This window comes from Parabacteroides sp. AM58-2XD (assembly GCF_003463685.1).
GTDB lineage: Bacteria > Bacteroidota > Bacteroidia > Bacteroidales > Tannerellaceae > Parabacteroides > Parabacteroides segnis.
Map to the genome: position 1 here is coordinate 57084 of NZ_QSDP01000024.1, position 7621 is coordinate 64704.

Annotated in this window: 5 protein-coding genes; 2 read left to right on the top strand and 3 right to left on the bottom strand. The window is 42.7% G+C overall.

The window, feature by feature from the left end; all coding sequences use genetic code 11:
- Positions 1 to 40: 40 nt before the first annotated feature.
- From DXA15_RS08065 to DXA15_RS08075, 3 genes are all read right to left on the bottom strand, one after another.
- The gene (locus tag DXA15_RS08065; RefSeq protein WP_007652569.1) at positions 41 to 463 is read right to left on the bottom strand and encodes an HU family DNA-binding protein; all 423 of its coding nucleotides are present in this window, start codon (positions 461 to 463) and stop codon (positions 41 to 43) included.
- 148 nt (positions 464 to 611) lie between these two features.
- Complete coding sequence (locus tag DXA15_RS08070; protein WP_233566976.1) at positions 612 to 4022, bottom strand: two-component regulator propeller domain-containing protein; 3411 nt, start codon at positions 4020 to 4022, stop codon at positions 612 to 614.
- Between the two features lie 2 nt (positions 4023 to 4024).
- A complete protein-coding gene (locus tag DXA15_RS08075) occupies positions 4025 to 4615 on the bottom strand; it encodes an HU family DNA-binding protein (RefSeq protein WP_128133690.1) in 591 nt (196 codons plus the stop codon).
- Positions 4616 to 5162: 547 nt separating this feature from the next.
- Here DXA15_RS08075 and DXA15_RS08080 point away from each other — a divergent pair.
- Together DXA15_RS08080 and DXA15_RS08085 are read left to right on the top strand one after the other, a co-directional pair.
- On the top strand, positions 5163 to 6233 hold the full coding sequence (locus tag DXA15_RS08080) for a Fic family protein (RefSeq protein ID WP_128133691.1): 1071 nt from the start codon (positions 5163 to 5165) through the stop codon (positions 6231 to 6233).
- 73 nt (positions 6234 to 6306) lie between these two features.
- Positions 6307 to 7503 (top strand): hypothetical protein, encoded by a 1197-nt coding sequence (locus DXA15_RS08085; RefSeq protein WP_128133692.1) that lies wholly within the window; start codon positions 6307 to 6309, stop codon positions 7501 to 7503.
- Positions 7504 to 7621: the final 118 nt, after the last annotated feature.

The following is a 7621-nucleotide window of genomic DNA, read 5'->3' on the forward strand; positions in this document are numbered from 1 at the left end:
ACCATTGATTTGTCGGAAGCAAAGATATGTATTTTTTTGTTTATTCTTCGTCTACTCCATTGTATTTCCTGTTAAAATCGCGTAACCGCATGAACCGGGCTTTTGTTTTCAGTTTATTTTTCAACCGGGTAGACGGGAGGAACGTAACTGTCTTAATGCGGACCTTCTGAGGTTTCAAATCTTCTTTATTCTCAACAATATCGCTGGTGATTGAGGCGCTGAACGTCCCGATATCTCCGAACCTGATATTTTTGCCGCTCAGTAGCTCCAGTTCGAATTGGGTCAGGAGGGCTTCGATCACTCCTTTGACATCGGCAGAGGTGATCGTGCAGTTACTGGAGATGCGATAACATAAATTGTTCAGGTCGATTGTGGAAGAGACCGCTTTTGCAGCAAAGTAACCTGTTTTTTCTTTGCCGGGGATGGTGCATACCATCTTTCTTGGTTTGTAAATGATGCTCATGTTTGTTTACTATTAATACGATTTTTGTTTAAACTGAATGTGATGTTTCTCTGATATTCTCTCAATCATTTTTTAATCAGAGGTACGTCTAATTAAATTTAGAGGTAGGTGTAAATTGATTTAGACGTACCTCTAAATTGATTTACACCTAGGTCTTTATGAAAAGAGGTTGTAACAAATATACAAAAACTTCCTGGTTGTCATCTACAAGTAGTACGGTTTGTTTATTGCGGGCTTCCGTTTCTTCCACTAGCAGGGCGACCTTTTTGCTGATTTCAGACGGATGTGAGTTTATGGTTTCCTCTTCCTTCTTTATGTCCTGCATCTCAGTGTCAGGCAAAAGGATCTGGAAGTTTGTACCTTTTTCTTCGGTACTGTCCGTCCAGATGCATCCCTGGTGTTGCAGAACGATGGAGCGGGTCAGGCTGAGGCCGATACCCGTGCCTGCTACCTGTTTGTGTATATCTTCCTCTGCCCGGTAGAAAGGTTCGAATATCTTTTCTGCTTCCTTTTTATTAAATCCTTTACCTGTGTCAACGATTTCTATCAACAGATACGACGGCTCGATCAGGGTTGAGGATTGCTGCTCGGGAAACATCGGCAACGTTTCGCACTGCCCTTGGGAGATCCGTTTGATACGGAGCGTGACATTTCCGTTCGCCGGCGTGAATTTGAATGCGTTGGATAGCAGATTGAAAAAGACTTTCTCTATCTCCGCCTCATCATAACAGGTGAAGTAAGGCTCGGGCAGTTCATTTTTCAAAGTGAACTGAATATTCCGGTTATGGGCTACACTTTCAAACGAATGATACATTTCCTGGATAAAAGCGGAAAAGTTGAACCGTGTCTTTTGCAGGATCGATTTCCCGGCCTCATACTTTTGGATATCCATCAGGTTATTTACCAGCAGCAGCATTCGTCCGGTATTCTTTTTGATCATCTGCAACGCTTCTTTTACTTCCGGTGAGAAGGTGACCCGTTGGAGAAGATCGTTCAGCGGATTGATGATTAATGTGAGGGGAGTTCTTAACTCATGGGAAAAGTTGGTGAACATCCGCATGCGCTCTTCATGCAGTTCGTTCATTCGTTCCTGTTCCAGTTGTCTGTATTTTTCTTCTCGTTCCCGTTCGTGTTTACGATGTTGCCAGCGGATAATTAGCGTAATAATTAACGACAAGATACACAGATAGAGTGAATAAGCCCACCATGTTTTGTAAAAAGGAGGGTTTACGGTAATATGTAATACCGCTTCTTCCGGGTTCCAGACACCATCGTTGTTTGCAGCTTTTACGCGGAAGGTATATTTACCGGGTGACAGATTACTATAGTAAGCCTCCCGGCGGTTACCGATATTATGCCAGTTATGGTCGGCCCCTTCCATCATATAAGCATATGAATTATCCTCGGAGTGGATAAAGTTGAGGGCTGAATAGCGGATGGTGATATTACCCTGGCTGGCTTTTAACGTGATGTTGTTATTATATTGCAAAGGCAATAACTCCTGGTAAGTCGGCAGGCCTTCCGGGTCTTCCTGGCTGTTTATCAGTAGTGAGGTGACATAGACAGGAGGTCTGTTCGGATTTGTTAATACTTTTTGCGGGTTGATGGCCAGGATACCCTGGTTCCCCGGGAAATAGAGGGTACCGTCGTTTGATACACAATTGTTTGCATATAATGAGTATTCCTGTGTCGGGCTGTCGACCGGTTTTACCAGCTCGAATTTGTTTTCAGGGCGGTTCAACTTATATAATTCTTTACCGGTAACGACCCATATATCTCCGTTTTTATCGATCGAAAGTGAATTGATGTAACTTTCTGATAACCCGTTTTCTTTCTGGTAGTTTTGTATCAGATTCAGGTTGCTGTCGAGGCGGAACAGACCTCCTTTCGTAGTGGCTATCCAAATGAATTGGTTGTCATCTTTCAAGGCTCCCGATATACTTCCCAGCCGTTTTCTCTTATCGCCGTTCTGGAGCAGGGAGGTAAGGTCGGTAGCCGTTTCCTTGTTCATGTCGTACACAAAAACACTGTCGGATATTGCTCCGAATAAGAAAACGTCCGGTTCCAGTTCTTTAATCAGGCACATTCCCCTGAATTGTTTTTTATGACCGTTTACATTAAAATAACTCGTTGTTTTTTCTTTATCGACCATGACGGTTTGATCAGGGGTGTTGGTCGGTATCCACAGCCGTTGTTTGCTGTCTATATATAATGTATTGATGTCATTATATTTATAATCATGTATTTTTTTGTACTGTTTGTCCCGGATGGAAAAGAGATAGACCGAGCCGAAGTGGGTGGAACATAGAATGGAATCTCCTTGTATCAAGATGGATTTAAGGATATTTATTTCATAATTTCCGGCCTGTAAAGGTTTGATGGGGTAGAGTTTTTGTTCTTCGGTGCGCGGATTATAGTAAAGTAATCCGGCTCCTTCCGTTGCGAACCACATATTTCCGTTGCTGTCTTCTCGTCCTTGTCCAATAATACCGGCAAAAGAGTTGGTGGTGATAAAGGAAGCAGGCCTGTAAAAGGGACTGTGATAATTGACTCCGGCCGAGTAGGTCCCTACCCATAGTGTCTGGTCACGGTCGATCAGCATGCTATGGATGGAATAATGGCTGAGTGCTCCTTTTGCCTTCATATCCATATTGATCGGAGTGATAATCATGTTTTGGGTGTTCAGTATATTCAGCCCTCTGAAAGTCCCAATCAAGATAGAGTCCTTGCTTAATACGGTGAGATGGCGGACTGAATTATTGTTTAACCCCGAATTATCCGTGTTCAAACGGGTGAAAGTTTGTTCCTTTTTATTGTAGAGGCACAATCCGTTTTCATTGGTACCAATGAAAACAGTATTACCGGGACCCGGTAATAAGGCCGATATTGTACTGATGGGTAATGTTTGCTGATTATTAGAACTGTCCGGTAAATAATGTTTCTTCAGCTTCCAGCCGGAAGTGAAAATGTACAGTCCTTTATCTTCTGTTCCGATGAAAATATCTCCGGCATTATCTTGTGCAATAGAATGGATCGGTGATTCCATTTTTGTCAGATAGGGCATTTCCTCTACCGTTTTGTCAGAATTGCATTTTAATATGCTCCGCGTGGTGAAAGCATATAACTCACCGTCTGCATGGCGGAGAAAGTTATTGACAGCATTCGTTGTTATCTGCGGATTGATGGCCTGCGGATAGAAGCGGGAAATCTGCTGTGTCTTGTAATCGATGCAATTGACTCCGTTGGAAGTCCCTATCCATATATTTTTGTTTTTGTCTTCACTTATTTTACGGATATAATTGTCACTGATCGATGCCGGGTTATTTACTTCGTTCTGGTATACTTTAAATTCATAACCATCGTAACGGTTTGCTCCGTTACGTGTCCCGAACCATATGTATCCTTCCGAATCCTGAAATATACTGAGAATAGATACCTGCGAAAGCCCGTCTTCAACTCCGAGATGGGAAAAAAAGAAAGGGTTTTCGTTTTCTGCATATATAGTGATGAGGTGCAGGGACAGGATCAGGGTAAGCATCAGTCTGTAGATAACTCCCATATTTATTCCTCCCTGGTTTTTAGGCCATATTGTGCATTGGCGCGATACCCCAAACGGACAATCTTTTGCTCATCCAACAATGTCCGGAGATCTTTCAAGGCGATATACTTCGAGCAACCATTGATGGAACGGCATTCGAGGGTAGAGATCGTGTTGTTCTGCTGTATGTAATTCAATATATTCGTTTTCCGCTTCTCTTCCGTGTATCCTTTCAGACGGCTTGGTTCGTCGGCCCGTTCCACTTTCATATAACGCAACTCCTTCTTCAGTTCGTTGGAGCAGCGGAACACTACTTTGTTGAACCTCACCAGATGAGGTGTGATCTGTTTTTCTGTGGGCAGAGACGGACATTTCAGGGAGGCATTGAACGTACCCAATCCTTCCAGTTCGACGATATCCCCGTATTTCAGGTGAAAGGCAATCCGGCTTTTCACTGCTTCCAGCATTCCTTTTACATCCGAAGAAGAGAAGGAACTGATCTGGGAAATCTCTTCGCAAAGCGCATCGATGCGCACGGTGTACTGGTTTACCTGACGAGCATGAAGATTATCTCCCTTCCCCGGATTCTTAAATAGGTTATAAGTGGCTGACATAGGCAGTGTTGTTTAAGTGTGATATCCCGGTTGTAATCAACCTTGTTCCGGACATAATCTCAATTATAACCGATATAATCTTACTTATATCGGTACAAAAGGTTTGTCCGACCCCTGTAAAACAGCTGTTCGACGGAGGTGGAACAGCTGTCTGACAAGAGTCGGCTAACTGTTCGACATCCGTCGGACAATCTTTTCTTCAGCACCAAAGATACTTAATATAGGGACAACCTGTATCTTTGAAGGGGATATTTTTTATTGTCTCCTACTTGCCGTCCTGCAGCTTCCCGAAGAGATTGAATATCTGTAGTACGCTTTCTTTGTCTTTGACCGGTATCAATAGGATACTCTTTTCTGTTTTTCGTCGTCTGCTTTGGGGGGTTAAAGGAAAAGATGGCAGGACGATTATCAATAACTGGTGGTGGCAATGGGGGAATAAGATTATTTTATTAGATTTGCAATTCAGTTGCAAGCGAATTCAACTATTGGGGATTCTCCGGTAACTGTATCCGAAAGAACGAATCAGGAGATTGAAAAAGGAACGGTTATGGACAATATAGAGAAACTTTATGGCGAATGGTTATCTTTGCAGCCTTTGAAAGAAGAAGACAGTATTCGTTTGAATCAGAAATTCATGTTGGAATTCAACTATAATTCCAATCATATGGAAGGAAATACGCTGACTTATGGCCAGACAGAACTCTTATTGCTATTTGGGAAAGTGATCGGCGAAGCCAACATGAAAGACTTGGAAGAAATGAAAGCACATAATGTCGGCCTGAAAATGATGCAAGTAGAAGCTGCAGAAAAGATTCATCCTTTGACGGAAACCTTTATCCGCCAACTTCATCATACTCTTTTACGCGAAGATTATACAGTTTATCGCAGATTGCCTGATGGGACAACGACTTCGTACGTCATTCATGCCGGATGTTATAAGACTCGTCCTAATTCCGTAATAACCGTTACCGGAGAGTCTTTTGAATATGCTTCCCCGGAAGAAACACCGGCTTTAATGAATGATTTGGTACAATGGTATAATAAAGCGGAAGTGGCCGGAGAGATGTCTCCGATAGAGTTGGCAGCCGTGTTCCATTATCGGTATATTCGTATCCACCCTTTTGAGGACGGAAACGGTCGTATAGCCAGATTGATGGTGAACTACATTCTTTCCCGTCATAATTACCCAATGATTGTAATTAAAACAAAGGATAAAGCGAACTATTTACGTGCTCTAAGTGCAGCGGATACGGCTGTCGGCTCTATCCCAGCCGAAGGTGCTAAGGCTTCGTTTGGACAAATAAAGCCGTTTATTAATTATATGAAGCATGTTTTGGAGGAGGAACTTGATATCGGACTTAAAATTATTCACCGGCATTCCGGTAAATTGTGGTATATGAATGGTGAAGTCATTTTGTTCAGAAGGCCTGTTACTGAAAAAATAATAGAGCAGATATCTTCTAACCCTAAGATTACGGTGCGTGAATTATCTGACGCACTTACTATAAACAAATCGGCTGTTCAGAAAGAAATAAAGGAGTTACAGAATAAAGAGTACATTAAGCGTGAGGGTGGAACACGTGGACGTTGGCACGTCTTAATCAATTGTACCACTTAAAATGGTGGTACAATCGAAAATGGTGGTACAATCGAACGAATTAAGATCAATTAATTAAAAACATCATACCCTTATGCCTGCATTTCATTCTATAGAAGAACTCCTCAAAACGCTTAGTCGCGAACAACGGTTGTTGAAAGAGTTGTTTGCGAAGCGAAAGATACTTTCGTTTCGTTATGAGGATGCGCTGGCTTTGGTGGACTATAAGGAAGAACGTATCCGGAAGTTGGTCGATTCGGAGGTCGTCAGGGAGAACGGTTCGTTTCTCGAACTGGAAGATTCCTATTTGCAATTCTTCGAACAGATACTGGAGGTGAACGAGGAGATCAATATTTCGTTCGTCCATGAACATATCACTTATCTGAAAGATACGATATCCTATTTTCTTCAGGAAAACAACGAGACACAACGATACAGCTATCTGCGGAATATCAAACGGACACTGCGTAACATCGCCGTCACGACTCTTCGCAATGTGATCGACCTGAAACGGAATGTTGATAATACCTTTAAAAGCGAACCCAATTATAAGATAAAGAAACAGAAGCTGGTGCGCCTCGATGAAAAGCGCGAAGGCATCGAGGCGTTGATTCGGACGACAGAGGAACTTATCAACGGAAATGAGGAAGCCTTTTTCTGTATTGCTACGGATGAGGAGCTGGGGCATATTACCGATATGCTGAGGCTTCAGTTTTACGAATGCAGCCACAACCTGATCGAGATCCAGAAACAGATTATCAGTTATTTGAATCAAATCGAGTATCAGAGCCGGATATTGGTAAAAGTTCGCCAGCTGAAATACCTGAAAGACCAGTTTGAGTTGGAAAGCAAGACGAATATCCGGGAAGTGCTGGCAGCCAAAGATCCCGTTTGCTTCGAGCCGTCGCCCACTTATCCGCTTCGTTTGTCGGTCGATTATCTGCGCAGCGGTGACGATGTGGTGGAAAGTATCCGTAAAGTATTTGTCCGTGTGAAGAAAAATGGTCGCCAGGCGAAGAAGATTGCTGGTAACATTGCCGGTGATTATCTTGTGACGCAGACGACGGAAGAAATATTTATCAATCTGGAAGAGGTGAAGAACGCGTTTCTGGCTTCGGGTAGCGACCTGTTCACTTTCGTGATGACTTACCGCTTTCCGAAAGAGGTAGATATTGACGAGCGTATCACCTTCTACTGTCAGATCATCTCCCAGTATTACGACGATTGTTCGGTCACTGACCGGTATGCTTCGGCCTATGGGGTCGAATATACTTTGGTGTATCCTAAATAAATACCTTAGTTTGGCAGATAGAATTTCGATAAGATAAAAAAGATAGATTTGTAATATGTCAAACCATTGAAAGAAAGGAAGACAAAGAGTGAACCAGTAAAAAAATGGAATAAGATTC

What these genes read in the sequence shown, in the direction of transcription:
- DXA15_RS08065 (WP_007652569.1), bottom strand. Translation starts at nt 463, where the DNA reads ATGAGCATCATTTACAAACCAAGAAAGATGGTATGCACCATCCCCGGC.
- DXA15_RS08070 (WP_233566976.1), bottom strand. Translation starts at nt 4,022, where the DNA reads ATGGGAGTTATCTACAGACTGATGCTTACCCTGATCCTGTCCCTGCAC.
- DXA15_RS08075 (WP_128133690.1), bottom strand. Translation starts at nt 4,615, where the DNA reads ATGTCAGCCACTTATAACCTATTTAAGAATCCGGGGAAGGGAGATAAT.
- DXA15_RS08080 (WP_128133691.1), top strand. Translation starts at nt 5,163, where the DNA reads ATGGACAATATAGAGAAACTTTATGGCGAATGGTTATCTTTGCAGCCT.
- DXA15_RS08085 (WP_128133692.1), top strand. Translation starts at nt 6,307, where the DNA reads ATGCCTGCATTTCATTCTATAGAAGAACTCCTCAAAACGCTTAGTCGC.